Annotated in this window: 21 protein-coding genes; 14 read left to right on the top strand and 7 right to left on the bottom strand. The window is 46.5% G+C overall.

The features are described from left to right. Positions 1 to 240 precede the first annotated feature (240 nt). The 3 genes from BK126_RS01040 to BK126_RS01030 all read right to left on the bottom strand — a co-directional run bounded on the left by BK126_RS01040 (position 241) and on the right by BK126_RS01030 (position 2,817). Positions 241 to 1,215, bottom strand: coding sequence for an electron transfer flavoprotein subunit alpha/FixB family protein (locus BK126_RS01040; RefSeq protein ID WP_076310891.1), 975 nt, complete (start codon positions 1,213 to 1,215; stop codon positions 241 to 243). A 209-nt stretch (positions 1,216 to 1,424) separates the two neighbouring features. Then, positions 1,425 to 2,192 carry an electron transfer flavoprotein subunit beta/FixA family protein gene (locus BK126_RS01035; RefSeq protein ID WP_076310890.1) on the bottom strand — a complete coding sequence of 256 codons (768 nt, stop codon included), beginning with the start codon at positions 2,190 to 2,192 and terminating at the stop codon, positions 1,425 to 1,427. Positions 2,193 to 2,232: 40 nt separating this feature from the next. Then, positions 2,233 to 2,817 carry a fatty acid metabolism transcriptional regulator FadR gene (locus BK126_RS01030; protein ID WP_047913975.1) on the bottom strand — a complete coding sequence of 195 codons (585 nt, stop codon included), beginning with the start codon at positions 2,815 to 2,817 and terminating at the stop codon, positions 2,233 to 2,235. 408 nt (positions 2,818 to 3,225) lie between these two features. Between BK126_RS01030 and BK126_RS01025 the strand changes: the two genes are divergently transcribed. The 6 genes from BK126_RS01025 (at position 3,226) to BK126_RS01000 (ending at position 14,213) form a co-directional block, all read left to right on the top strand. After that, positions 3,226 to 5,406, top strand: a complete 2,181-nt coding sequence (locus tag BK126_RS01025; RefSeq protein ID WP_076310889.1) for a (Fe-S)-binding protein — start codon at positions 3,226 to 3,228, stop codon at positions 5,404 to 5,406. A gap of 5 nt (positions 5,407 to 5,411) precedes the next feature. After that, complete coding sequence (locus BK126_RS01020) at positions 5,412 to 7,838, top strand: 3-hydroxyacyl-CoA dehydrogenase/enoyl-CoA hydratase family protein (protein WP_076312484.1); 2,427 nt, start codon at positions 5,412 to 5,414, stop codon at positions 7,836 to 7,838. A 136-nt stretch (positions 7,839 to 7,974) separates the two neighbouring features. Beyond that, complete coding sequence (locus BK126_RS01015; RefSeq protein WP_076310888.1) at positions 7,975 to 9,174, top strand: acetyl-CoA C-acyltransferase; 1,200 nt, start codon at positions 7,975 to 7,977, stop codon at positions 9,172 to 9,174. 978 nt (positions 9,175 to 10,152) lie between these two features. Next, entirely contained in the window at positions 10,153 to 11,943 is a 1,791-nt protein-coding gene (locus BK126_RS01010; protein WP_076310887.1) for an acyl-CoA dehydrogenase family protein, read from the top strand. Positions 11,944 to 12,027: 84 nt separating this feature from the next. After that, a complete protein-coding gene (locus BK126_RS01005; protein ID WP_179085496.1) occupies positions 12,028 to 13,704 on the top strand; it encodes a long-chain-fatty-acid--CoA ligase in 1,677 nt (558 codons plus the stop codon). 62 nt (positions 13,705 to 13,766) lie between these two features. Beyond that, positions 13,767 to 14,213 carry a PaaI family thioesterase gene (locus tag BK126_RS01000; RefSeq protein WP_076310886.1) on the top strand — a complete coding sequence of 149 codons (447 nt, stop codon included), beginning with the start codon at positions 13,767 to 13,769 and terminating at the stop codon, positions 14,211 to 14,213. 90 nt (positions 14,214 to 14,303) lie between these two features. Here BK126_RS01000 and BK126_RS00995 read toward each other — a convergent pair whose 3' ends face one another. After that, positions 14,304 to 15,548, bottom strand: a complete 1,245-nt coding sequence (locus tag BK126_RS00995) for a sialidase family protein (RefSeq protein ID WP_076310885.1) — start codon at positions 15,546 to 15,548, stop codon at positions 14,304 to 14,306. A gap of 176 nt (positions 15,549 to 15,724) precedes the next feature. Between BK126_RS00995 and BK126_RS00990 the strand changes: the two genes are divergently transcribed. The 5 genes from BK126_RS00990 to BK126_RS00970 all read left to right on the top strand — a co-directional run bounded on the left by BK126_RS00990 (position 15,725) and on the right by BK126_RS00970 (position 21,600). Then, positions 15,725 to 16,096, top strand: coding sequence for a hypothetical protein (locus BK126_RS00990; protein ID WP_047914261.1), 372 nt, complete (start codon positions 15,725 to 15,727; stop codon positions 16,094 to 16,096). A gap of 160 nt (positions 16,097 to 16,256) precedes the next feature. Beyond that, positions 16,257 to 17,474 carry a glycosyltransferase family 2 protein gene (locus BK126_RS00985; RefSeq protein ID WP_076310884.1) on the top strand — a complete coding sequence of 406 codons (1,218 nt, stop codon included), beginning with the start codon at positions 16,257 to 16,259 and terminating at the stop codon, positions 17,472 to 17,474. A 6-nt stretch (positions 17,475 to 17,480) separates the two neighbouring features. After that, positions 17,481 to 18,548: a glycosyltransferase family 4 protein gene (locus BK126_RS00980; RefSeq protein ID WP_076310883.1), complete on the top strand. Its 1,068-nt coding sequence runs from the start codon at positions 17,481 to 17,483 to the stop codon at positions 18,546 to 18,548. 205 nt (positions 18,549 to 18,753) lie between these two features. Continuing rightward, the gene (locus BK126_RS00975) at positions 18,754 to 20,436 is read left to right on the top strand and encodes a glycoside hydrolase family 13 protein (RefSeq protein WP_076310882.1); all 1,683 of its coding nucleotides are present in this window, start codon (positions 18,754 to 18,756) and stop codon (positions 20,434 to 20,436) included. A 15-nt stretch (positions 20,437 to 20,451) separates the two neighbouring features. Next, complete coding sequence (locus BK126_RS00970) at positions 20,452 to 21,600, top strand: beta propeller repeat protein (protein WP_076310881.1); 1,149 nt, start codon at positions 20,452 to 20,454, stop codon at positions 21,598 to 21,600. A 137-nt stretch (positions 21,601 to 21,737) separates the two neighbouring features. On the opposite strand, the gene csaA is transcribed toward BK126_RS00970, so the two are convergent. Then, positions 21,738 to 22,067 carry a chaperone CsaA gene (gene csaA, locus BK126_RS00965; protein ID WP_076310880.1) on the bottom strand — a complete coding sequence of 110 codons (330 nt, stop codon included), beginning with the start codon at positions 22,065 to 22,067 and terminating at the stop codon, positions 21,738 to 21,740. A gap of 16 nt (positions 22,068 to 22,083) precedes the next feature. Next, positions 22,084 to 22,632: a recombinase family protein gene (locus tag BK126_RS00960; RefSeq protein WP_076310879.1), complete on the bottom strand. Its 549-nt coding sequence runs from the start codon at positions 22,630 to 22,632 to the stop codon at positions 22,084 to 22,086. A 165-nt stretch (positions 22,633 to 22,797) separates the two neighbouring features. On the opposite strand from BK126_RS00960, the gene BK126_RS00955 reads away from it, so the two are divergent. Continuing rightward, positions 22,798 to 24,264 carry a SulP family inorganic anion transporter gene (locus BK126_RS00955; RefSeq protein ID WP_076310878.1) on the top strand — a complete coding sequence of 489 codons (1,467 nt, stop codon included), beginning with the start codon at positions 22,798 to 22,800 and terminating at the stop codon, positions 24,262 to 24,264. A gap of 13 nt (positions 24,265 to 24,277) precedes the next feature. Continuing rightward, complete coding sequence (locus BK126_RS30165; protein ID WP_076312482.1) at positions 24,278 to 24,346, top strand: universal stress protein; 69 nt, start codon at positions 24,278 to 24,280, stop codon at positions 24,344 to 24,346. Between the two features lie 97 nt (positions 24,347 to 24,443). Here BK126_RS30165 and BK126_RS00945 read toward each other — a convergent pair whose 3' ends face one another. Further along, on the bottom strand, positions 24,444 to 25,271 hold the full coding sequence (locus BK126_RS00945) for an SPL family radical SAM protein (protein WP_076310877.1): 828 nt from the start codon (positions 25,269 to 25,271) through the stop codon (positions 24,444 to 24,446). A gap of 202 nt (positions 25,272 to 25,473) precedes the next feature. Here BK126_RS00945 and BK126_RS00940 point away from each other — a divergent pair, with 202 nt between their 5' ends. Beyond that, positions 25,474 to 26,331, top strand: coding sequence for an aldo/keto reductase (locus BK126_RS00940; RefSeq protein WP_076310876.1), 858 nt, complete (start codon positions 25,474 to 25,476; stop codon positions 26,329 to 26,331). The last annotated feature ends 130 nt before the right edge of the window (positions 26,332 to 26,461 follow it).

Here is a 26,461-nt window from a genome sequence, read left to right as displayed (position 1 = left end):
CCGAAGGGAGGGGCTCAAAAAATTGCAACGCCAGCTCCACCTCAAGAATTCTTCCCTCAGCTACAAGTGAAATTTTTTGGATCTCGAACGACTTTTGCGAAGCAACCGGAGAGAGGGAGCCAAAAAATGTAACGCCAGCCCCACCCCCAAGAATTCCTCCCCAGCTACAAAGTGAAATTTTTTGAATAACGAACGACTTTTGCGTTAGCAACCGGAGAGCGGCGTCCAATAATGGAACGCCTATACCAGTACCTTCCTAAATTCGGCCGTGAGGAGAGGCACAACGTCGAACAGATCGCCGACAATGCCGTAATCTGCAACCTTAAAGATAGGTGCTTCAGGATCCTTATTGATCGCAATAATGACACGCGATTGGCTCATTCCTGCCAAATGCTGAATGGCACCGCTGATGCCGCAAGCAATATAAATTTCGGGTGTAACTACTTTCCCTGTCTGACCAATCTGCAGCGAATAATCACAATAGCCTGCATCACACGCACCGCGTGAAGCACCCACAGCTCCGCCAAGCAGACCAGCGAGCTCTTCAAGAGGCTTGAAGCCGTCTGCACTCTTGACGCCCCGGCCACCAGAGATGACGATCTTGGCTTCGCTGAGATCAATCTTGCCTGTCGTCTTCTGAACGACCTCCTTAACGATCGTACGCAGTGATGGAGAGGGGTAAGCAACATCTTCAATGGGAGAAGTACTGCTCTCAGCAGCAGACGCTGCAGCAATATTGTTCGGCCGAATGGTAATGACCGCTGGTCCAGCCTCAAATACACGTTTTTCAAAGGCTTTGCCTGCATACAGTGGTCTCGTGAATACAGGATGACCTCCTTCTAGATCAATAGAAGTAATGTCCGAGATCTGCCCTGCCTGAAGATGAGCTGCAACTAATGGAGCCAGATCTTTACCCAGAGCGGTATGTCCGAAGAGGACAAGGTCTGGTGCTGCCTTCTGTAAGACGGATTTTAATGCAGCTAAATAAGCTTCAGGATTATAGTGTTCAAGCGCTGAATGCTCGATGGTATAGATCAAATCGACGCCATAGGGAACGAGTTCACTTACGGCGGACGTTATATCAGAACCTGCCACTACAGCCTGGATCCGATCCTGAGCACCTGCGATTTGTTGTGCAGCACCTAACGTTTCGAGTGCTACCTGACGAAGCCTTCCATCTCGATTCTCGGCATATACAAGCAATGTTTTACTCATCACAAGAACCTCCTCGGGTCATTTGAATTTGAATGCATGAACAGCCAATGGAAAAATAACGCATGTCGGACATTCTGTTTGCCATACACTTGGGGTAAATGAGATGCTCATTATTGAAACCGCATACAAAATGAAGGATCTGGCATGGCAAAGTCCACTGTTGCACAATGAATTTACGAATCAGTATGATTCAGCACGCATTGTATCGTTCAAATGACTTTGGATTCAGTACGCAGCAGGCCGACAAGCTCACGCGCAACATGCTCGGCATCGCCCTTAAGGATCTTACCCGCACCTCGTTCAGGTGGGAGCGACAGCTCGACTTGCTTCGTAGCAGGCTGAACATCCGCTTCTGTGAGATTTAGATCTTCAAGCAGCAGTGTCTTGAATGGTTTCTTCTTCGCTTTCATAATGCCGGGCAGGGAGGGATATCTAGGTTCGTTTAGCCCTTGCTGAGCGGTAAACAGCGCAGGCAGTGTGACACGGAGCACTTCAAGATCACCTTCAGCATCCCGATGGACTTCGGCTGTTGTACCTTCAATCGTTAGCTTGGTAATGGATGAGGTGTGAGGAATGCCGAGGAGCTCAGCCAGACGAATGGCGACCTGACCTGATCCACGATCGACGGAGAAATTACCCCCAAGAATGAGATCCGGATTCTCTTGGTTTAAGTAGGAATAGAGCACTTTGGAGATCACATATTCGTCGTCAGGGATTCGCTCATCCGAGATCAGAACCGCTTCATCTGCACCCATCGCGAGCGCTGTACGCAGGGCTTCTGCAGCACGGTCTGGACCGACGGAGAGAAGAGTTACACTGCCGCCGTGTTCATCTCGAAGCTTGACAGCTTCTTCTACCGCATATTCGTCGTATGGATTAATGACAAATTTCACACCATCCTCAGACACGACTCCATTCTGCAGAGTGATCTTCTCCTCTGTATCAAAAGTTTGCTTTAACAATACAACTATCTTCATATTCGATCGTCTCCCTTCAAAACATGAGTTATGAATTTATTTATTTGGAAACACCGTGAAGAAAGAAGCTAAGGGTGTCGTCAACCTGTTCTTGAAGCGAATATTTCTGCCCTGAGATCAGCCAGGAGGTAACTGCTTCATCCATGGAGCCAAAGATGAGGTTTCGAACCAGTTTGAGATTCAGGTCTTCTCTAAAATGTCCCAGTTCAATGCCCTGCTCTAGAATATTCTCAATCAGCTCAATATATGGCTTGAGTGATTTGCCAATCTCCTTGCGAAGCTCAATATCACTTTGTCTTAGCTCGATCTGCGTGACGTACGCAAGCTCAGGATTATTCTCAAGCTCTGTAAAATGAATGCGGCAGACCGTGCGGAGGGCCTGAACTGGATCAGAGCTGCCAGCGACACTGTCATGGAATTTCTGCACCAGCTCACCCAGCTTCTCTTGGAACAGATGAATCAGGATGTCCTCCTTTCTCTTAAAGTAGAGGTAGATCGTCCCATCGGCTACGCCGGCAGCCTTAGCAATCTTGGAAACCTGGGACCGATGGTAGCCATTCTCGGCAAACACTTTGAGGGCGCCTTGAAGTATGAGTTGATATTTTTCTGTTTTTTTACTTGTCATATGTTCACCCCGGTGTTAGAATACAGTTAAATTTCTGAATGAATACTCATTCATTTCTTGTATCCACTATAAAATACGTTCCAGTCATTGTCAACGATTCAATCCCTGTCTCATTGAAAAATCGTTATACAAGGTTGAGACGGTTCATTAGGCGTTCATATCGAAGTTTGCAGCGAGTATGACAATGATATTGTCAAAGAGTACAAACGATGTGGAGGTCTGTTTTTGCAGACATAATGTAAGCGCTTAATTAATGAATCAACTTACCATTGTCAATGGCTAGGGGGGTTGTGCCCGAAAGGAGTGAAGCTGCACATCAAAAGATAGTAAGTTACTAAAGCTCAAACTAACAGCTATCCGCCATGCAAGCTGAAATTAAATTTTATCAATACAAGGGGCTTGATGAGGATGATTCTACAAATGATGAATGCACTGCTCTTTACCCTCATTACCGGCTGGGCGGTTTATCTATTCGCCAGAGTTGTATACCACCGTTACTTATATATCAAATTAGGCAGACCTGCGGATCTTCGCAAGGACATTCAAGACAGGATTGCAGCATTTATGGTGCAGGTCTTCGGTCAGAGCAAGCTGTTCAAGGATCCGAGAAGCGGAATCATGCATTTTATCGTTTTTTACGGATTTATTATTCTGCAGTTTGGTGCACTGGACATTATCTGGAAGGGGCTCACAGGGCACAGTCTGCCTATACCGGGTTACGAAGGATTTATATTGACCCAGGAGATTACGGTCGTGCTTATTCTCCTCGCCATCTCATATGCTGCCTATCGAAGATATGGGGAGAAGCTGCATCGGTTAAAAAGAGGCTGGAAACCAAGCCTTGTTGTCTTTTATATCACATCTCTAATGATATCCGTTCTCTTCACAATGGCATTTGAACGTCTCAGAGAGGATTTGCCATCTTCAGCCTATGCACCCATCTCATCTGGAATTGCATCGTTATTTACCTGGATGCCTGATGTAGCGGTGTCCGCAGTGTATTTCTTTTTCTGGTGGATTCATCTGCTGATCCTGCTCTCCTTTCTACTATACGTACCCCAATCCAAGCACTTTCATCTCATTACTGCACCCATTAACATCCTGCTGCGACGAACAGATCCACCTGGCAAGCTAAGTAAGCTCGATTTAGAAGATGAAGAGGCAGAGTCCTATGGGGTCGGTCATATCGAAGATTTTACCCAGAAGCAAATGCTCGATTTCTATGCCTGCGTAGAGTGTGGACGATGTACGAATGTATGCCCGGCGACCAATACCGGCAAGCTCTTGTCCCCCATGCACATGATTATCAAGTTAAGAGACCACTTAACCGAGAAGGGCGAGGCGTTGACGTCGAAGTCGGCCTGGATGCCTGCCAGTGTGTTTGGTTACGCTGGAGTCCACGAAATGAGAACTGCCGATCTATCACTTAGCGAATGGACGGGGGAAGGAGTAACTGACATTCGTCCAACCATGAGTGTGCAAAAAAGAGCCTGGCATCAAGTTGAAGGTGTTACCGCCAAGGATGTGCAGCTCATCGGTGGAGTCATGACAGAAGAAGAAATATGGGCTTGTACTACGTGCCGTAACTGTGAGGATCAGTGCCCTGTTGCAAATGAGCATGTGGACAAAATTGTAGATCTCAGACGTCATCTCGTGCTGATGGAGGGAAGCGTACCTCATGAGGGACAACGAGCAATGCAGAATATTGAGCGTCAAGGTAATCCATGGGGGATCAGCCGGGCAGAACGCAGCAAGTGGGTGAAGGAAATTGACCCGGACGGCACCTTGAATTTGAGCATTCCGACGGTGAAGGAGAACCCGGACTTTGACATTCTGCTGTTTGTAGGCTCGATGGGGTCCTATGATAACCGGAGCCGAAAGGTTACACGTTCGCTCGTTCATTTGCTGAATGAGGCAGGTGTCAACTTTGCGATATTGGGCAATGAAGAGAAGAATTCGGGTGATACACCGAGACGAATGGGGAATGAATTTTTGTTCCAGCAGCTGTGTGTGGAGAACATCGAAATTTTTAATAAATATGATGTTCAAAAAATCGTTACAGCCTGTCCCCATACATTTAACGTGTTCAAGAATGAATATCCCGATTTTGGCCTTACAGCCGAAGTGCTTCATCATACCGAGCTCTTGGATGAGCTGGTGAAGACCGGCAAGCTGATTCCCAAGCACACGTTATCAGAAAAAATCACCTATCACGATTCCTGCTATCTCGGAAGATATAACGATGTGTACGATCAACCGCGAGATGTGCTGCGCGCTATTCCAGGCGTCGAGCTCGTTGAAATGGAACGCAGTCGAGAGAACGGGATGTGCTGCGGTGCCGGCGGCGGACAGATGTGGATGGAGGAGGATACCGGCAAGCGTGTAAATCTCGCACGGACAGAACAGGCATTATCTGTATCACCGACGATGATCAGCTCTGCTTGTCCTTACTGCCTGACGATGCTGGAGGATGGAACGAAGCTTATAGAAATAGAAGACAAAGTGCAAACGAAGGATATTGCAGAAATACTCGAAGCTTCCGTCTTCGGTGTTTCTGAAATGAATGAACAGGAGGTCGTTGCGAAGTGAACCAAATGTTAACCCCTACTCATCCATCTGCAATTACGAAGAGGACCTTATCCAAAGCTGCCGTAATCGGCTCCGGGGTCATGGGTGCAGGAATTGCTGCACATCTGGCTAATGCGGGACTGTCTTGTCTGCTGCTGGATATTGTACCGGCTCAATTAACACCAGAAGAAGAACAGGCAGGGCTATCACTGGAGCATCCTGCGGTACGCAACCGGCTTGCCAATCGTGCCATTGCTGCGCTTCCCAAGTCAAGCACGGCTCCACTTTATGCTTCTCATTTTGCAGAACGAATTACACCGGGCAACATAGAGGATCACTTGCATCTATTGAAACAAGTTGACTGGATTATTGAAGTTGTTACCGAAAAGCTGGAAATTAAGAGGTCTATCATGAAGCAGATTGAAGCGGTCCGTGCAAAAGGAACCATTGTCAGCACGAACACGTCCGGCATATCGGTCAATGCGATGGTGGAGGATTGCAGTGAGGAGTTTCGGCGTCATTTTCTAGGAACACACTTTTTTAATCCACCACGGCATATGAAGCTGCTGGAGATTATCCCAGGGTTCGACACCGATCCTGAGATCACATCCTTCATGAAAGAATTCTGTGAGAAAAGGCTGGGCAAGGGCGTTGTCATTGCCAAGGATACTCCGAATTTTATCTCAAACCGTATTGGCACTTATGGACTGCTCGTCACATTGAGGGAAATGGCGGAAAACGGATACTCGGTAGAGGAAGTGGATGCCGCAACAGGACCAGCGCTCGGCAGGCTCAAGAGTGCAACGTTCCGTACGCTCGATTTGGTAGGGATCGATACTTTTATTCATGTGGCCCAGAACGTGTATGATTCCGTGCCGGACGGAGCGGAGAGGGATGTATTTAAAGTGCCTGCCGCGCTGCAGGAATTGTTAACAAGAGGCTGGATTGGTGAGAAGAGTGGTCAGGGGTTCTACAAAAAAGTAAAAGGAGATCACGGCAGTCAGATTCTATCGCTGAGTCTAGCTAACATGGAGTACAGTCCAAGCGCCAAGATCAGCTCAGCGTCGATTGAAGCTGCGAAGACAGTCAAAGGAGCAAGGAAGAAGATCAGGGCTTTTCTGAACACAAAGGACCGATATTCAGAGCTGGCATGGAATGTGCTTAAGCAAGTGCTGATCTACTCCGCAGAGAAGCTGGGGGAAATCGCAGATTCCATCCAGGATATCGATCATGCGATGAAATGGGGATTCAACTGGGAGCTGGGGCCTTTTGAGACCTGGGATCTGATCGGTCTGCCTGCATCGGTTGATCGCATGGAAGCAGAAGGTCTGATCGTGCCTGCATGGGTGAAGAACTGGATCGCTGCAGGGAACAATTCCTTTTATCTGCAGAAGGAAGGAGACGTATTCCAATATTTCAAAGGGGAGTACAAAGTGGTAGAAATTCGTCCTGAGATTATATCCTTAGCAGCACTTAAAGCTCAGAACAAAATCATTCGTTCAAACACAGGCGCAAATCTGATTGATATTGGAGATGATGTTGCCCTTCTGGAATTCACCTCTCCAAACAATGCCATTGGCGCCGACATTCTGGTCATGATTCAGCAGGCAGCCGAAGAAGTCGAAGCTAACTATAGAGGTCTCGTTCTTGCCAATGAAGGCAGAAACTTCTGTGTGGGTGCGAATCTCATGCTGATGCTTATGGAAGCCCAAAGCGGAGATTGGGATGAGGTGGATGACATTATCCGATTGTTCCAAGGCAGTATGATGAAGCTCAAGCAATTAGCTAAACCGGTTGCAGCTGCCCCACATCGGATGACGCTTGGAGGAGGCGTTGAAGCCTGTCTACCCGCAGATCGAATTATCTTCTCGGCAGAAACCTATTTTGGCTTGGTGGAAACGGGAGTAGGCCTGATTCCAGCCGGAGGAGGCTGCAAAGAGCTGGTGCGGATGACGAGCGATCGCTTTCCGGATCAGCAGGATGACCTTCAGCCAGAGCTTAACCGCATCTTTGAAATGATTGCACTTGCCAAAACCTCATCCAGTGGGCATGAAGCACTGCATATGGGCTATGGACGATCCCAGGATCGTGTAGTGATGAATCAGGATTATCGCATCTATGAAGCCAAGCAGGCCGTGCTTGAATTGGATCGTGAAGGATATACACCAGCTCCTGCCTGTAAAGCAAGAGTTGCAGGGCGTGACGGACGTGCGGTGCTTCAGCTGGGGGCGCTGGGTATGAAGCAGAGCGGATATATTAGCGAGCATGATTACCTCATTGCGAAGAAGCTTGCTCATATTCTGGCAGGGGGAGATGTTCCGGCAGGTACCCTTGTCTCAGAACAGTATTTATTGGACCTTGAACGGGAGGCCTTCTTGAGCCTGCTAGGTGAAGTGAAAACCCAGCAGCGCATGCAGCACATGCTTGCCAAGGGTAAGCCTCTTCGCAATTAGCGGATCACAATGCATTACTCGCATTAGACGGCAGAGCTTACTAAATACATCCCTTAAAATCATCATTATCCGGATCCATTTCAGCAGTCTTATGAAACGGATTCACTTATATCAATTAAAGGTTGAGGTGATTAGTTTGAGAGAAGCAGTCATTGTGTCACTTGCCCGAACCGCTGTAGGCAAGGCCAAGAAAGGTAGCCTGGCGGATACACGAGTAGAGGATTTGGGCAAAGCTGTGCTTGAAGCTGTTATTGCACGAGCGCCAGGGCTGAAAAAGGAAGATGTCGAGGATATTATCCTCGGCTGTGCAATGCCGGAAGGAGAGCAGGGATTGAATGTTGCCCGTATCATTTCCTTGTATTCCGGCTTCCCTGTTACCGTTCCTGCACTGACGATCAATCGGTTCTGCTCCTCCGGACTACAAGCGATTGCATTTGCGGCGGAACGAATAATGCTCGGTTCTGCTGAAGTCATTGTTGCGGGCGGCGTGGAGAGCATGAGCCATGTTCCCATGACCGGCTTCAAGCCTGCTCCACATTACCGAATTGTGGAGGAGATGCCGGAAGTATATATGGGAATGGGACACACCGCTGAGGAGGTTGCCCGCAGGTTCGGGGTGAACCGAGAGTCACAGGATGCCTATGCCGTGAACAGTCACCGTAAAGCCCATGCGGCAATCGCTGCCGGCCGATTCAAGGCTGAAATTGTGCCTGTCGAGGTTACCCATACGACCATTGATGACAACGGGCGGATCAGGAACCGTCAATTCACTTTTGATACCGATGAAGGGGTGCGTGCAGATACCTCAGCAGAGGGGCTAGCCCGTTTGAGACCTGCATTTTCGGTAAAAGGCACCGTTACGGCAGGCAATGCATCTCAAACCAGCGATGGGGCAGCAGCTGTCGCTGTAATGAGCAGGGAAAAAGCAGAGGAGCTCGGTCTTGAACCCTTGGCCACCTTCCGCTCGTTTGCCTTGGCAGGAGTGGAGCCGGAAATTATGGGGGTAGGACCTGTCGAAGCGATACCGAAAGCGCTGAGAATGGCGGGGATTGAGCTGGAACAAGTGGCGCTGTTTGAAATTAACGAAGCATTCGCTTCCCAGTGCCTGCACATCATCCGTGCTCTTAACCTTGACGAAGAGAAGGTTAACGTGAACGGTGGTGCTATTGCACTTGGTCATCCGCTCGGCTGTACGGGCGCGAAGCTTACCGTGAGCCTGGTATCCGAACTAGCGCGCCGTGGTGGAGGATATGGGGTGGTGAGCATGTGCATTGGCGGAGGGATGGGTGCAGCGGGGGTGTTCGAGGTGCACGCACAAAGCGCTGGAACAGCCTAGCTTGTACTCGGCGCTTCCATAAGAAGAAGAATGGAAGCTCGTCCCCCCTCTCACCCCACAGGTTGAGAGAGGAAGAATTGCTTTTCACGCAAGGAGTGCAGCAACAAGCGGAGAGGGCGAAATCGGAGTGAAGAAGCGAAGCGTGCGTATTGCCTTGGATTCTCACCATTAAGGTGAAATCAGAAGAATCCAAGGGCAAGAAGGCTCGGACCTCGATTCGCCATTGAAGCGCCCACAGCTGCACTCACATCATCATCGAAGCGCCCAGCAGATTCATTTCATCATTGAATCACTCACATAAGAAAATCAGACGACTTCCATAAGAAGAAGAATGGAAGCCCGTCCCCCCTCTCACCCCACAGGTTGAGAGAGGAAGAATTGCTTTTCATGCAAGGAGTGCAGCAACAAGCGGAGAGGGCGAAATCGGAGTGAAGAAGCGAAGCGTGCGTATTTGCCCTTGGATTCTCACCATTAAGGTGGAATCAGAAGAATCCAAGGGCAAGAAGGCTCGGAACCCGATTCGCCATCGAAGCGCCCACAGCTGCACTCACAGCATCATTGAAGCGCCCAGCAGATTCATTTCATCATTGAATCACTCACATAAGAAAATCAGACGACTTCCATAAGAAGAAGAATGGAAGCCCGTCCCCCCTCTCACCCCACAGGTTGAGAGAGGAAGAATTGCTTTTCATGCAAGGAGTGCAGCAACAAGCGGAGAGGGCGAAATCGGAGTGAAGAAGCGAAGCGTGCGTATTTGCCCTTGGATTCTCACCATTAAGGTGGAATCAGAAGAATCCAAGGGCAAGAAGGCTCGGAACCCGATTCGCCATTGAAGCGCCCACAGCTGCACTCACAGCATCATTGAAGCGCCAACAGCCGCACACACAGCCGCACTCACAGCAACATCATCGAGCCACTCACATTCATGAACATTCTTCATCAATCAACCATCCCCATTCCCGAAAGGAGCCCAAACTCATGAGCGACAACCAAACCAAAGAACCGAAGATCAAAGGTGGAAGCTTTGTCATTGAAAAGGCTGATCTTGACCGTATCCTGACGCCTGAAGATTTTACCGAGGAGCATCGAATGATTGCAGAGACCGTTCGCGATTTTATAGACGGCGAAGTGGTGACAAGAGATGAGGAGATCGAGAAGCTGAACTATGATCTCACCGTAGAGCTGCTTCGAAAGGCAGGTGATCTTGGACTGCTTGGAGCAGATGTGCCGGAAGAATTCGGCGGAATTGGACTGGATAAAGTGAGCTCGACGATTATCAGTGAATCGCTGGCGAAGGGCTCCTCCTTTGCCTTGTCCTTCGGTGCTCACGTTGGGATTGGAACACTGCCGATCGTATTCTTCGGTACACGGGAACAGAAGGGAAAGTACTTGCCCGATCTTGCCTCAGGGACCAAAATTGCCGCCTATTGTTTAACGGAACCGACCTCAGGCTCGGATGCAATGAGCGCAAAGACGACCGCTGTGTTATCGGACGACGGTGAGCACTACATTCTGAATGGATCTAAGCTCTACATTACAAACGCGGGATTCGCAGATATTTTTATTGTATATGCCAAAATCGATGGGGAGCACTTTACTGCGTTTATTGTCGAGAAAGAAATGGAAGGCTTTACACTTGGACCGGAAGAGAAGAAGATGGGAATCAAAGGCTCATCTACACGCCCGCTATACTTTGAGGATGTCAAGGTACCGAAGGAGAATCTGCTAGGTGAGATTGGCAAAGGTCACCGAATTGCATTTAATATTCTGAACATTGGCAGATACAAACTGGCGGCAGGCTCCGTGGGAGCGGCCAAGGAAGCGGTTGAGCTCAGCACCAAATATGCCAACACACGAAAACAGTTTGAGACACCGATCTCCAATTTCCCGCTGATCCGCAAGAAGCTGGCAGAGATGAATATTCGAACATTTGCAGTGGAGAGTATGGTATATCGCACGGCTGGCCTGCTGGATGAGGCAATGCAGGATATTGACTATACAGCAGATGATGCAGGAACACTGGCTGCCGCGGCAATCTCCGATTATGCCATTGAATGCTCGATTAATAAGGTGTTTTCTTCCGAGAATCTGGACGTCATTGCGGATGAAGGTGTACAAATTCACGGAGGTTACGGCTATATCCAAGAATATAAAATTGAGCGGCTGTACCGCGATTCGCGGATTAACCGGATTTTTGAAGGGACGAATGAGATCAATCGACTTTTGATCCCAGGCACACTGGTGAAGAAGGCGCTGAAGGGGGAATTAGCACTCCTCCAAAAGGCACAGGCCCTTCAAAACGAAATCCTGCAGATTCTGCCGAATCAAACGTTTGAAGGTGTTTTAGAGCAGGAAGGGCATTTCCTGGAGATGAGTAAGAAGATTTTCCTGCTGGTTGGTGGTCTTGCCGTGCAGAAATACGGGACGAAGCTCGAGAAGGAGCAGGAAGTGCTCGCAGGTCTTGCCGATATGATGATTGATATTTTTGCACTTGAGAGTGTACTCGCCCGTACGAACAAACAAGCATCTAGAACCTCTGAAGAGAAAGCACTAAATATGATTGAAATGACAAAAGTGTTTGCTTATGAAGCATTCCTCAGAGTAGAATCTGTGGCAAAAGAGCTGCTGACGACAATAGAGTCGGGCGATATGCTGCGCATGCAATTATCCGTGCTCAAAAAGCTGACGAGAAGCAATCCGGTTAACACGAATCTGTACAAACGCAGCATCGCTGCCCGCGTTATCCATAATGAGCGTTATACGGTTTAATCTGAAGAGATCAAATGGTATTGGATGAGGAGTAGGTCAGCGAGGAAGCATTCTCGATAAAAGAGAATGAAAGGGATGATTATCATGAACGATAAGCCCTGGCTGCCGTTTTATGAGGCCGAAGTGGCCCCGACGTGTGAATATCCGAATCAGAATTTGGCTGCGTTTCTGGTCACATCAGCACAGAAGTTCCCCCATCGGCCGGCAATGTATTTTATGGGTAAGTCGATTAGCTACAAGAGGCTGCTGATGCTGTCATACCAGATGGCAAATGTGCTGCGCGGTTTAGGCGTGAAGAAAGGGGACCGGGTAGCCATAATGCTGCCTAATTGTCCACAGGTAGTCATCGCGTATTATGGTACGCTGCTGCTTGGAGGCGTAGCGGTGATGACCAATCCTTTGTACATGGAACGTGAGCTGGCCCACCAGATGAAGGACTCGGGAGCGAAAATCATCATTACACTGGATACCTTCTATTCCCGGGTTGAGAACACTGTACAGGAAACGGAGATCAAGCACACGATCGTTACAGGTGTTAAAGACTATCTGCCTCTAATTAAGAAGTGGCTGTATCCGATCAAGGCCAAAAAAGAGGGACCTTTACCTGTAGTTTCTTACAATAACCAAGTCCATTCCTTCACCAAACTGATCAACAGCGCCGCTGCCGATCCCATATTGGAGTCCGTCGATGCCAAGGAAGAATTGGCACAGCTCCAATATACGGGTGGTACAACCGGCGTACCAAAGGGTGTAATGCTCACACACATGAACCTGATTGCAAATACAATCCAGTCGGGAAACTGGTGCCACCAGGTGGAGGATGGTAAAGAGCGATATTTGGCAGCACTGCCCTGTTTTCATGTCTTTGGGCTGACATGTGTATTAAATCAGGCCATATACAGAGCTGGGCTGATGATCCTAGTACCTAAATTTGAAGTGAATATGATCTTGAACCTGATCCGCAAGAAGAAGCCGACACTATTTCCGGGAGCTCCAACCATGTATATTGCACTGATCAATCATCCCAGAATCAAGGAATATGATTTATCGTCTATTAATGCTTGTATCAGCGGATCGGCTGCGCTTCCTGTAGAGGTTCAGGATACATTCGAGGAAATGACGAAAGGACGGCTTATCGAAGGGTATGGACTCACGGAGGCTTCTCCCGTAACTCATGCCAATCCAATATGGGGCAAACGCAAGATCGGCACCATTGGCATCCCTTTTCCAGACACTGACGCAAGAGTGATTCATCCTGAAACAGGGGAGGAAATGCCTGTCGGAGAGCCGGGTGAGCTGATTGTCAAAGGTCCTCAAGTGATGAAGGGATATTGGGGAAGACCGGAAGAAACTTTTGAAACGATCCGCAATGGATGGCTCTTTACAGGCGATATGGCTACGATGGATGAAGAGGGATACTTTACGATTATTGACCGTAAAAAGGATATGATTATTGCAAGCGGATTCAACATTTATCCTAGAGAGATTGAAGAGGTGCTATATGAGCACCCATCTGTGAAGGAAGCCGTCGTTGTTGGGGTGAAGGACAGCTATCGCGGGGAGTCTGTGAAGGCCTATATTGTGCTTAAGGATGGTGCTGAGCCGGATCCAGCTTCACTCGAGCAGTTCTGCCGCAGTCAATTGGCAGCGTACAAAGTGCCCAGACAATATGTATTTAGAGAGTCCTTGCCCAAAACTATGGTCGGTAAAGTACTAAGGCGGAAATTGCTGGAGGAGGATGAGGAGCAGCCGACAGCGTAATTTAATGTCGATTGTCCCTTCAGCCCAAGATAAATATGTGAATACAGAAGGGAGGGAGCGCAGTGGTCAGGATCGATCGTGAGCAAGAAGATGCTCACAGCCAGACAGACGAACAACGAGAGTACCTTGAGGCGATTACAAAAGCAGCTGAATCTACGTTTTGGGGTTATTTAGGATGTAAATTGGAGCAGGCGGGAAATGATGAAGTCGTCGTGTCGCTTGATCCACTTCCACATCATTTGAACCTCATGGGAATCGTACATGGCGGTGTTCTATCTTCGTTATTGGACAATACGATGGGTGTTGCCGTAATGCTGAAGTATCCTCATCGTTCCAGTGTTACCAGCAATCTGAATGTACATTTTGTGATGCCTGCGAAGCAGGAGTATCTTAAAGTTACCGGTAAAATTGTTCATGAAACGGGCCGATCCATTACGGCGGAATCGAGAATTACGAATCCTCGTGGAGAGCTGATTGCACTCAGTACGGCATCCTTTAGACTCAAATAGCAGTGTTAGAGGCATGTAGGCGTTAAAATAGATCATTCGTTCTTTGACGAATGATCTATTTTTGTTCGAATAAACCAGGTGTATATGGATTCAAGTAATGACAATATCCGAATATCCTGCAAAGATAGTTTGAGCTCCGGTACTGGTATCTGTCCAGACACCAATGTAACCCCCTGGAGGAACACTGATAATATCAATGTAATCACCAATCAGCGGAACTGGGGTGGGACTTGAACCGTTTGGATTAAATGAGACATTGGTGATCCGTGTGTTAGTAAAGGTCTGACCTCCATTGATGGAGCGGGCAACATATACATCAAGATTGAACCCATTGATCTGATTGCTATAATAAATGATGTTAACGACTCCGGTAAGTGGATCGACATCAACAGAAGGGAAGAAGTTCTGTGAACCAGCTGGCGCGCCGGTAATACTTACGGGTGCAGACCAGGTTCCTCCGAGGTCTGTAGATTTGGACATAAATATATCCGAGTACCCCAGTCGAAAATCCTGCCATACAGCATAAACGGCCTCTGTATTCGGACCTATAGAGCGATCAGTGGAAATGCTGGCAAAGGTAAGGACACGAAAACCGTATCCGGGAACGGGAAGTACGGTAGGAACGAGGGAAACGGTGGAGACGAGAACTGGAGGCTCAAAGGTTACTCCTCCATCAAAGGAACGGCGAACAACAAAACGTCCTGTCGGATCAGTCGTGATCCAGGCTCCGTACACGGTTCCGGTTAGACCTACAGCTACCTCCGGACGTTCGACTTGATCCGCTTCACTAGATAGAAGTACAGGTGTCTGCCACGTAATACCACCATCGGTTGATCTGCTGAAGAAGGCTGTGGAGTTCCCTGCATTCGCTACATTAAACTGGTGATTGTAGGTCACATAGATATTTCCTAGATAAGGACTGGACTGAGCCGTATCGCATATGACATTCGTCTCATCATTATTTATATAAGTACCATATCCCTGATTTACTATTCTCGGTGCGCTGAATGTTGCCCCATTGTCGGTAGATATATAAATGATCGCTGTCCCGTCAGACGCGCCAGGAAAAGCATGGGCAGTAATGACAAAAGTATTTGGAAAGGCATAAGCAACCGCAGAAGCCTCTGCTCCTGTGAACCCTGGAGGAAGGGGTAAGAGGGCATTGGACCAAGAAAATCCACCGTTCAAGGATCGGTATACCCCAATGATCGGGACTCCTGTTGTTGTATCCACTGCGGTAGCGACCATGATGCCGGGGATTAGATAATTCACGGCGACACTAGGTTCGAACTTGGGATTACCAACTGGAGTCACTTGAAAATTAAAATTGGTCAACGGCAATCTCCTCCTTTCGTTCGTCTTATCTATTCTTATTCTATATACACAGCATCGGTTCTGATTGGGACAACACCCGTTTTTGTCATAAATCCGCACATGTAAAGGTGTTAGTCTATAACTCTCTGAATCTGCTGAATATAAATGATAGTGTAAGATGAAAGGAGGAGAAAGGTATGCCCGTGTATACTACTGGACTTATTACAAACACAAGAGCTTTTGGTACAGCTGCTACGAATGCGGTAGTTAGTGTTCGAAATGTGGGGAACTCTGTTGCCAGTATCATCGTAGTGGTCTACGTCGTTCCAATAACCACTTTGACACTTACTCCGTTATATGTCTCCAGTTATTCGATCGCTCCAGATAACGCAGACATTCGCTCATTTAATATTGCAGGAAATGTGGCTTATGAAGTGCAGTACAATATTGACACGACCCTTACAGAAGCGGCAATATCTACTTTTGGTTTAGATGAATTTGGTAATCTTGTTACAGAGCAAGGTGTGCTTCAATCCGAACTGACTCCTATTTCTGCATTGTCCATTTAATACAGCCAAAGTTTCATTTTATAGAACATTTTATCTGCCCATTGTTTTATAACAATGGGTTCTTCGGGTTTGATCGAGTTGTGGGAATGAGGGTATCCGCACAATCCATTTGTCCAACGATTCATACACTATACCAAATGTGCGGAAGAGGTGATTGGGTTTGATTGATTTAGGTGTGGTCATGCCTGTATATGTACAGAAGCCCGAATTTCTCCAAGCAGCACTGGAGTCCGTGTTAAACCAATCTTTTAGCAAATTCAAGATGGTGATTGTAATTGATGGTGCTCCTGAGATGGAACCGCTGGTCAAGAGCATAGTGAATGGAGATCAGCGAGTTAAAATCGTAGCTTATCCTAATAATCAAGGTGTTGCGCATGCACTGAATACCGGATTCCAGCATTTGTTCTTGGATGAACATATCGAATATTTGACGTGGGTATCAAGTGACAACGTGTATTATCCCTATTATCTGGAGATGCTGCGCAGAGAGCTGAAGAAGGGATCTGATGAGTTAGGTTTGGTATACAGCTCCTTTCAGTCTATTGATAATAACGGAAGCCGTCTTCATAATGAGCATCAGCTGGCTGCACTACGCAAATACCAGAGCAGACCCAAGGAGAGGCTGCTGGATTCATCGATTATCGGTGTTTCGTTTATGTATAAGTCCAAGTATGCCAAAATGATTGATGGTTATCATCTTGTACCTGTAGAGGATTATGATTATTGGCTCCGTTTGACGGAGAATTGCGAGATTCGATATATCCCGGTCGAGCTGATGGATTACAGAGTGAATTCGACCTATAGCGTGTCGGCGACACTCAAATCAAGTGAGCAGCATCGAAGATGGAGATATACGTATCATTTGGCACGTCATCTGGCTCGATCAAGAAGAAAAATGAAGCCTCAAGTCACGGTGTTGTTCCCCATAAGTATCGCAGATGAAGCAGCTCTTATGAGATTGGAGAATCTATATGAGCAAAGCTTTAGTAATTACTATTGCTATGTGCTGGATCTGACCACAGATCAGAGTGCTCAAGTACTGTTGTCCAAAGTCCCCCATCCCATAACGGATTTCAAGTGGTATCCCACAGTAAATGAACTTGTAGCCAGTCTCATTGCGGTTCAGATGATTCAAACCCCTTACACGATGATTCTAAACAATGTATGTACAACAGACGTGGTGGAAATGGAAACCTTGCTAATCGAATTATCGAAGGCCGAGCCAAGCGCAATGTCTAATTATTACACACCAGATCATTCACAGATCGGTTATCGGTTCGCACCCTATTTGCCGCAGAAGCTTGATTATTATAACGAATTGTTTAAAACTGAGCAGCTTGTTCAGGCCATAAAATTTAAATATATGAATGCGTGGTAGTGGAGGATGAAAATACTATTTACTTTTTTTAATCCGAGCGGTGGTATGGAGACGCTAAATCGGATAAGAAGCAAGGCACTTATGGCTCGCGGGTATGAATGTCATCTATTATATGCGGTTGATGGTGAAGGACGTAAAAATATAAAAGGGATTAAAACGTTCGTAACTAATGATAACGAGGAAATCAAGCGTATCATTGAATCAGAGGATTATGACATCATCGTCGTTTGTACAGACATTCATCTGCTTCAAAAGGTAAAGGAAATGGGCTTTCGTGGCAAAGCGGTCTTTGAGATTCAAGGACTGGGTACGACAGACACTGCCCTTGAGCTGCTGAAGGTGTTCGATTCAGGAATTCGAGAATATGCAGACGCATTGTTATATCCCCGAACTTCACATTTAAAGCAGTGGTTTGAGCAAATCTTCCCTGCCATCCCGCAGTTCTGTTTTGATGATCCACTGGATACGGAGCACTTTGGATATGTGTCCTATCCCCCTAAACCCTATCCGATTATAGGCTGGATCGGCCGTATCGAACAGAACAAGAATTGGAGCGAATACTTAAGAATCGGTTTTGAGCTGCGTAAGCAGATTCCCGATCTGTATTTATGGATGTTCGATGATGATACACTATCCGATCCCTCGCAGAAAGATTATTTCGAATTTAGTGTACGTACACTAAATTTGTCTGAGCGATTGATTCGATACTCGAATATTCCTCATGAGCAAATGGCGGACTATTTATCAATCATTGGAGATTCAGGAGGATTCTTGTGCTCGACCTCGATTAAAGAGGGCTTTGGCTACGCTGTAGCAGAAGCAATGCTATGCAGATGCCCGGTACTATCTACCGACTCGGATGGAGTAAAGCGGTTTATTAAGCATAATGTAACCGGCAAATATTATAACCTCGGAGATATCAAGCATGCGGTAGGTGAATCTCTCACCTTAATGCGAAACCGAGGCTTAAGGAATCAGATTATTTCGGCTGCTGAGCAGCATATTAAGAGCGAATTTTCCACTTCTATATACTGCGATCAATTTGAGTCCATGTTATCTAGGATCACAAGATAATTTTTCGAACTAAATCATGAGTAGAGATGGGAGACTGCTCCCTTCTTTTTTTGTCTTTACTTCCTAATGTTCAAGATCTAGATTGGACAAGCTAGAAAAATGGAAATAAGTAATGAAGTATATTGGTTAAATAACTATATAAGAAAGTAATTAATATTTAAAGCTAGTTAAAGTCAGCAGAGAAGGGAAGTGCACATCAACAGTTATGAAAAAGCAATGGTGGAAAGAAAGTGTCGTATACCAAATTTACCCACGCAGCTTCATGGATAGCAACGGAGACGGTATCGGTGATCTTCAAGGAATCATCTCGAAGCTGGATTACTTAAAAAAACTTGGCGCAGATGTCGTATGGCTGTGCCCTGTCTATGACTCTCCGAATGATGATAACGGCTACGATATAAGGCATTATCAGCAGATTATGGATGAGTTCGGGACATTAGAGGATTGGGAGGAGCTGCTCGAGGGTCTGCATGAACGTGGAATGAAACTGATCATGGATCTAGTCGTCAATCATACTTCAGATGAGCATGCTTGGTTCGTAGAAGCACAGAAGTCCAAGGATAATGTGTATCGAGATTACTATATATGGCGGCCAGGCAAGAATGGAGAGGAACCGAGCAATTGGATGTCTTATTTTCGCGGTTCTGCCTGGCAGCATCAGCCCGAAACGAATGAGTACTATCTGCATCTATTCTCCAAGAAGCAGCCAGATTTAAATTGGGAGAACGAGCAGGTACGCAAGGAAGTGTACCAGATGATGACCTGGTGGCTGGACAAAGGTATTGATGGATTTCGCATGGATGTTATTAATTTGATATCAAAGGATCAGCGGTTTCCAGACGCCGAGGAAACAGGAGATTCCTCCTATCATTGGGGAGGGGAATATTTTGTGAACGGACCGAGAGTGCACGAATATTTGCAGGAGATGAATCGGGAAGTTCTCTCGAAGTACGACATTATGACGGTAGGTGAATGTTTAGATGTATCACCTGAAGAGGCCGTTAATTACGTAGCGGAAGATCGCAACGAATTGAACATGGTATTTCATTTCGAGCTGATGAATGTAGGCAACGGACCGCTTGGCAAATGGGATATCATTCCATGGAAACTGAGTGATTTTAAGCGGGTAATGCACAAATGGCAGCAAACGCTGAAGGATCGAGGCTGGAACAGCCTGTATTTGAACAATCATGATCAGCCGAGAATGGTCTCACGTTTCGGAAATGATGATCGTTATAGAATAGAATCGGCCAAATTGCTGGGCACTCTGCTGCATACGCTGAAAGGGACACCTTATATATATCAAGGGGAAGAAATCGGAATGACGAATGTGAATTTTGCTTCGATAGATGATTATAGGGATATTGAAACCTTAAATATGTTCCACGAGTATACTCAGTCCGGGCATCAGCATGATCTGTTAATGCAGTCAATCTATGAGCGAAGCAGAGACAATGCAAGAACACCGATGCACTGGAATCAACGTGAACATGCTGGATTTACGACAGGTACACCCTGGATTCAGCTGAATCCGAACTATACAGCAATCAATGTTGAAGAGGCACTGTCAGATCCGAATTCGGTGTTTTACTATTATCAGAAGCTGATTCAGCTTAGAAAAGAACATCCTGTTATTGTGTATGGTGATTATGAGCTGCTACATGAGGAGGACGAACAGATCTATGCCTATACAAGATCACTAGAACAAGAGATGCTCATCGTTGTGCTAAATTACTCAGAACAGGAAGCGGAATTCATGCTTAATGAAAATATTAAGTACTCCGATTCACAGCTGCTGATTCATAACTATGAAATTCAGGATAAGGGCATCTCTAAGCAATTCACATTAAAGCCATTTGAAGCAAGAGTATACAAGCTGTTGACATAAAGGGGAGAATGAATCATGGGAAGCAGAACAACCGGAAGACTAGCTCCATTCGCTAGATTAACGAAATTAACTTTAACTTTAGCGCTGACAGGATCTATGACTGCAATGGGTTCGGTCTCAGCTCAGGATACGAGTGAGCTCACAGGGAATAAGCCTGCAGGAGGAGAGACCTTCTATATTAGTGACATTCAGTTCTTAAACGGAACGACGGGACGTGCAGCAGGTAATGGATATATGATTGGCACATCCGATGCCGGTGATCACTGGCAGAACATCTATACAGGAACTTGGCAGTTCACTCAGCTTGATTTTATCAATAATAAAGTATGTTATGCGCTGGCAAAATCCTCAATTGACGGACCGAATGCGCTACTGCATACGGATGATGGTGGTAAGTCATTAACGAAGATAAAAACGGGGGACATGTATCTGCAGCGTATCGATTTCACTAAGGAGGATGAGGGATTTGGCTACTCCCAGGCTTACACTTACCATACCTACGATGGAGGCAGCAGCTGGAGCAAGATAGCCACACCGACGAATACAAGATATGCGGTATTCACAGATGCGAAGAAAGGTTATGCACTGACAGTTCATCCGGGATACGGATATAAGCTGCATCAAACGACAAATGGCGGCACAGACTGGAAGGTACGTCTCTCCGTATCCTCGGAGACAGTTAGTGGCGGTGAAATCGCCGTGAACGGCCAGGAGGTATGGGTGAGGCTGAACGGCGGGGCTGGTATGTCCCAGCAATCCTACGCCGTATACGCTTCGAGCAATGCCGGTCAGAGCTTTGTCAAAGTGATCGGTCAAGATACAGCAGGAGCCGGACCCGGGCCTGGCGACGAACCAGGGTATACAGATGCCGGTCCTGCAGCACCTGCCGGGCATCCAGGAAATTTATCGCTTGTAACTGGGGCGGCCTATCTCGCTGGGTTCTCACCGGCAGGGGAGAAGATCGGCATGGGAAGCTCTTCCGATGGCGGGAAGACGTGGAAGAACCTGCCGTCTATTCAAGGATACGAAAGTGACATTTCCTTCACGGAACGTAATAAAGGCTGGATGGCAGATACAAGCCTCATGCATCCTGCAATTTATCGAACGGGAGACGGAGGTCATTCTTGGACTGAGGTCTTGGTTCTGGAGCAGCCTAACGAGTGATTCGTTATACTCGGCTAATGAATGGAGCAGATGAGTGTTCATGGCCGATCCGATTTGTAAAATGAACGGAGGAGCAGACCTTTTGATTAATTGAAAATCAAAGGTCTGCTCCTTTGTGCGGTTCGAGATTGCAATTTTTAAGCGATCGGTGTTCCATTAGGCACTTCTTCATCGGGTCTCAGCAAGATGACATCGCCTTCTTCTGGAACGCCGCCGAGTACGAGAACCTCGGATACATAGCCGGCGATTCGGCGCGGAGGGAAGTTTACTACTGCTGCAATCTGCCTTCCGATTAATTCATCGGGTATATATCGTTTCGTGATTTGTGCAGAAGACTGCTTGATCCCTAGTTCTCCAAAATTGATCTCCAGCTTGATTGCGGGCTTTCTTGCTTCCGGAAAAGCCGCTGCCTTAATAATGGTCCCGATACGAATATCCAGCTTTACAAAATCATCTATCGTGGCCATGCCATTTCCTCCAAGTTTAATTTTCGGAATCGAGATATCGATACAGTGTAGATTTGCTGATTCCAGTTTCGTCTTTTATCTGTGCCAGACTATATTGATTGCTTTGATACATAACAATCGCTTTTTTGACGTTTTCGTCCGGTTTTTTGGGGCGTCCGGGTCTAATCCCCTTCTGCTTTGCTTCATATAATCCTTTTTTAGTCTTCTCACTAATTACATCACTTTGAAAATCGAGCAGTTGGTGTACCATCTCATGAAAGGCCAAGCCGGTAGAAGCACTTGTATTGATCCCTTCTTTTGCGGAAATAAGATAGCAGCCTCTATTGCGCAGCCCATCGAGCAGTTCGGCCAGGTGCCTCGTTGAATCAGCGAGTGCAAATAATTTAGCAACAACGATATGATCACCGGGCACTAGCTTGTCTAATAGACCGTACAACGCAGTTCGTTTCTTAGCAGAGCCATGCTCCTCGGCAATGATATGCTCGCAGGCATATTGGGCCAATACGGCTTGCTGGTGGTTACATTGTAAATCGTCCTGATAAGGTCTTACATATCCGATTAGCATGTATTAAACTCCTTGGACATTCACTAGTCTCAAAAAGGTTCCATTTTGGAACGATCCATGATAAACTAACGAAGGTATTGATAACTTGGATGTATATGATGCCTTGACTTTTATGAGACTTAAAAGTCAGGTTCTCAAAAATAGATAAAGAGGTGTGGAGAGAAAGTGTTAGAAAATCTCAAGAGAACATGGTTTTTTAATGTAAGAGCTGATATTTTGTCCGGCATTGTTGTAGCTCTTGCGCTCATCCCGGAAGCCATTGCCTTCTCACTGATTGCGGGTGTGGACCCTATGGTCGGTTTGTATGCTTCCTTCTGTATTGCTGTAATCATTGCTTTTGCTGGCGGCAGACCAGCGATGATCTCAGCAGCGACAGGGGCCATGGCCTTGGTTCTTGCTCCCCTGGTGAGGGAGCACGGGATTGAGTACATGCTTGCAGCTACCATATTAACAGGTATTATTCAATTCCTGCTAGGTGTGTTCAAAGTAGCTACACTGATGAAGTTTATTCCACGTGCCGTCATGATTGGCTTCGTCAATTCACTGGCCATTCTGATCTTTATGGCGCAGGTCCCTTATTTCTGGGGCATCAATGGAGCAACCTATGTGTTCCTAGGTATCACACTGCTTATCGTATACGTCGTGCCTCGATTCTTCAAGGCCATTCCTGCACCATTGATTGCCATCGTCGTATTAACTGTTGTATCCGTATTTACAGGATTTAATCTCCAGACCGTAGGGGATATGGGGAACATTACCCAGACCTTACCGTCATTTTTGATGCCTGATGTGCCGTTCTCTATCGAAACACTACAGATTATATTACCATATTCTTTCGCACTCGCAATTGTCGGCTTGCTTGAATCACTGCTTACCTCCTCCATTGTCGATGATATGACAGATACAGAGAGTGACAAGAATCGTGAAGCTAGGGGGCAAGGGATTGCAAACTTCGTCACAGCGTTCTTCGGCGGTATGGCGGGATGCGCCATGATCGGTCAGTCCATGATTAACGTAAAATCAGGCGGACGCAGCCGTTTGTCAACGCTCGTGGCAGGGCTGTTTCTTATGTTTCTGATTCTTGTACTTGGTGATCTGGTAGTCCTAATGCCGATGCCCGTTCTTGCTGGAATCATGGTCATGGTCTGTATCGGGACGTTTGATTGGTCTTCATTCCAATATTTGAAAAAAGCGCCCCGTCCGGACGCCATCGTTATGGTGGTTACCGTAATTATTGTTGTTGCCACCCATGACCTCTCCAAAGGAGTTATTGCTGGTGTCATCTTAAGCGCGGTGTTCTTCGTGGCGAAGATATCGAAACTGGAAGTGACCAAGCCAGCGGAGGATGTCAAGAAACAGGTGTTCAAGGTGAAGGGACAATTATTCTTCGCCTCTACCACGACATTTGAACAATCCTTTGATCTGTCTGTACAAGATCGCGACATCGTCATTGACTTCTCCAATTCTCATGTTTGGGATGATTCTGCTGTAGGCGCGATTGATAAAATCATCTTGAAATACAGAGAGAATAACAATGAAGTCAGACTGACCGGACTAAATGAAGCGAGTCAGCGCATGATCGATAAGCTGGCGGTATTTACAGACAGCAAGGGTAAATTGAGTACACATTAAAACAGATATTCTTATGGTGCTTGGAAGTGTAAGTCATAAAGTAGTGAAGAATGTGCATTGTCCTGTCCTTGTTGTGAAGTAATGTGAAGTAACAGGGCGAACAATATTTTGCTTGATGAATAATAAGAAGGTCCTGCTCTGCTGAATATTCAGTAGTGCAGGACCTTCTTGCATATATCTTAAGGCTCAAAGCCCTCTTGACTAATATATACCCGATCTTCCGGAAAAACGCTTCGCATCCGAGAAAGGACGATTTGATATGCAGCGGAGTCATACCATGCTGATGAGTCTATCTCATCATATAAAGCATCCATCCCCAGCTGCCTTGTTCTTTTACCGCCGCTGCCATCTCCCATGAAATAATCATCAATGGTAACGCGGTTGGTGGCATGACTAAGCTTGGAGGCAAAAGCCTCACTGCTTGGCAGAATCGGAGCGATCGCTGCTTGAGTCGGAATGCCTGCCTCTGTTAATTTCTGCAGTGCCTTTATACGGGCAGCAATAGGAGGAGCAGAGGGAGAAAAATGTTTTCTGACCTCATCCAGATCGGTTTCGATCGTAATACTGACACGCACCCTGTCACCCAGTGCTGTGAATAAATCGATATCCCTAGTGACGAGAGGGCTTCTGGTTTGTACCAGTATAAAATCCGGAGGAGATTCGCACATTGCTTCCAGCAGGGAACGAGTAATCTGCTCTTTATATTCGATGGGCTGATAAGGATCTGTACTGGAAGACATAAAGATCGTAACCGGCCCCTTAGCTGTGGCACGCTTTAATTCCTTAAGGAATACGGTTGACGCTTCCTGCTTCACATCTACCCAAGTTCCCCATTCCGACCCGCGAAATAGAGAGACAGGCATCCGGCGGACGTAGCAATACGAGCATCCAAACGAACACCCGGTATATGGATTCAACGTATGGGTGTAGCCAGACAGGAATCCAGTTCCTTTATTCATCAGTGACTTTGGATTTTTATATAAATACTGAATATCTCTTTTGGACATAGATACACCTCTATTCTGATAGAACAGATTCTATTATAATACATGAAAGGCTATATGGGAACATATATTCTTATTGGTCGCCTGAATGTAACATCGTTCGATTATGAGATATCAGATTCGGGTATAACATTCGTAGCCGGATAATCCAGCAATTACCTAATTCATTAAATGTAATATTACAGCATAAAAAGGAGATGTAATCATGATCAAGAGAAATACAATTAAGCTGGCAGATGGCACCGTGCTTCCCGCAATTGGACAAGGAACCTGGCGCATGGGAGATGATCCTTCCGTACGAAATGAAGAGATTGCTGCACTTCGCCTTGGTGTTGAGCTGGGCATGCATGTTATTGATACCGCAGAAATGTATGGCGAGGGCTTGTCCGAATCACTTGTGGGAGAAGCGATCCATGGTATTAGGGAAGAAGTATTCCTTGTCTCTAAAGTATATCCTCATAATGCAGGACGAAACCGGATCATTACCCGCTGTGAGCAGAGCCTGCGCAGACTGAAGACAGACCATTTGGATTTGTATTTGCTTCACTGGAGAGGAGACGTACCGCTGGCCGAAACAGTAGAAGGTATGGAGAAGCTTGTTCAGGACGGCAAAATCGCGCGTTGGGGCGTTTCCAATCTGGATACAGAAGATATGGAAGAGCTGGTATCTGTATCTAAAGGCAGTAATTGTGCGGTTAATCAGGTACTGTATCACCTTGGCTCGAGAGGGATTGAGGTTGATCTCATGCCATGGCAGGCGGAGCATCAGATCCCAATTATGGCCTATTCTCCGCTTGCACAGGGAGGTACACTGCGTCGTGAAATTATTGGCAATGAGACTGTAATGTCAGTTGCAGAGAAACATAATATAACTCCGCTGCAGTTAATGCTTGCTTGGAGTATTCGGAACGGTCAAGTGCTCGCTATCCCTAAATCCTCTAAGGAGGAGCATGTAAAACAAAATGCTGCTGTGTATGAGGTGGAGCTAACGGAGGAAGATCTCAACGAGCTGGATATAGCATTTCCGAAGCCCGATCATAAAGTGCCTCTGGAAATGATTTAAATAATGTGAGTAAACCTTACGTGTGAAAGTGCGATTTTTGTATTTTTTAATCCGATTTACGTACGAATAGCTAAAATAATGTTCGAATTCCCTTATTTACAAGTCTCTTATTCTATTATATGTTAGTTTA

It is taken from the genome of Paenibacillus sp. FSL H7-0326 (assembly GCF_001955535.1).
GTDB lineage: Bacteria > Bacillota > Bacilli > Paenibacillales > Paenibacillaceae > Paenibacillus > Paenibacillus shunpengii.
The sequence above is the reverse complement of the archived record's forward strand: the minus strand, read 5'-3'. Positions and strand labels throughout refer to the sequence as shown.